At 35.4% G+C, this 811-nt stretch carries 1 protein-coding gene; it reads left to right on the forward strand.

Annotated elements, in window-relative coordinates; all coding sequences use genetic code 11:
* The coding region (locus tag O3658_RS10585; protein ID WP_371561540.1) for a transposase at nt 1–702 on the forward strand (702 nt) is incomplete at its 5' end.
* Nucleotides 703–811: the final 109 nt, after the last annotated feature.

Genomic DNA, 811 nt, shown 5'->3' on the forward strand with positions numbered 1-811 from the left:
GGATGGCTTTATATCATCCGAATTCGAGATGGAAAACAATCCATGCGTTCCTCCTTCAACTTGCCAAATACAGAGTGTTTTGATCAAAACTTTTCTCTAAAATTATCACGAAAGCAAACCAATCAGCTCAAAAAACTTTATCGTGATTTCCCCAATGACTATCATTTTATTCCACACAATTCTACTTTTGATTTTCTTCCAGAAATAAGTCGAAAACATGACCCTGTTGAACTATACCAACTTCCTTTTCGTATGGTGCGTTTAGAAGTGGAAGAAGGAAAATACGAAACTTTAGTGACAAATACAGACTATTCAGTCCAACAATTAAAAAATCTCTACGCCAGCAGATGGGGCATAGAGACTAGTTTTCGTGATCTGAAATACAGTATTGGCTTGGTCAATTTTCATGCCAAAAAGAAGGAAGGGATTCTCCAAGAAATCTTTGCCCGATTTACAAATTTTAACTTTTGTCGTTGGTTAACCTCGCAAGTTGCCATCGACAGTAGTCACAAAAAACAAAGATATAAAGTGTGTTTCTCAGATGCGGCTTATGCCTGCCGTTTGTTTTTTAACGGTTCCCTTTCTTCTCTCCAGTTGAAAAACTACCTCAAGAAACAGTTATCTATTATTCGACCGAATCGAAAATATCCAAGAAAAATAAAGGCCCAATCGGTAGTTGATTTCATCTATAGAGTAACATAAATCTCAAAAAATAGGGTGAAAAAACCTTTATTTGTTATGCAAAAAAATAGAAGATAGGATAGAGAATCACTTTGATGATCTCAATCCTATCTCCTATTCAAATAGTTAG

The organism is Streptococcus sp. 27098_8_69, from assembly GCF_041432445.1.
Classification (GTDB): Bacteria; Bacillota; Bacilli; order Lactobacillales; family Streptococcaceae; genus Streptococcus.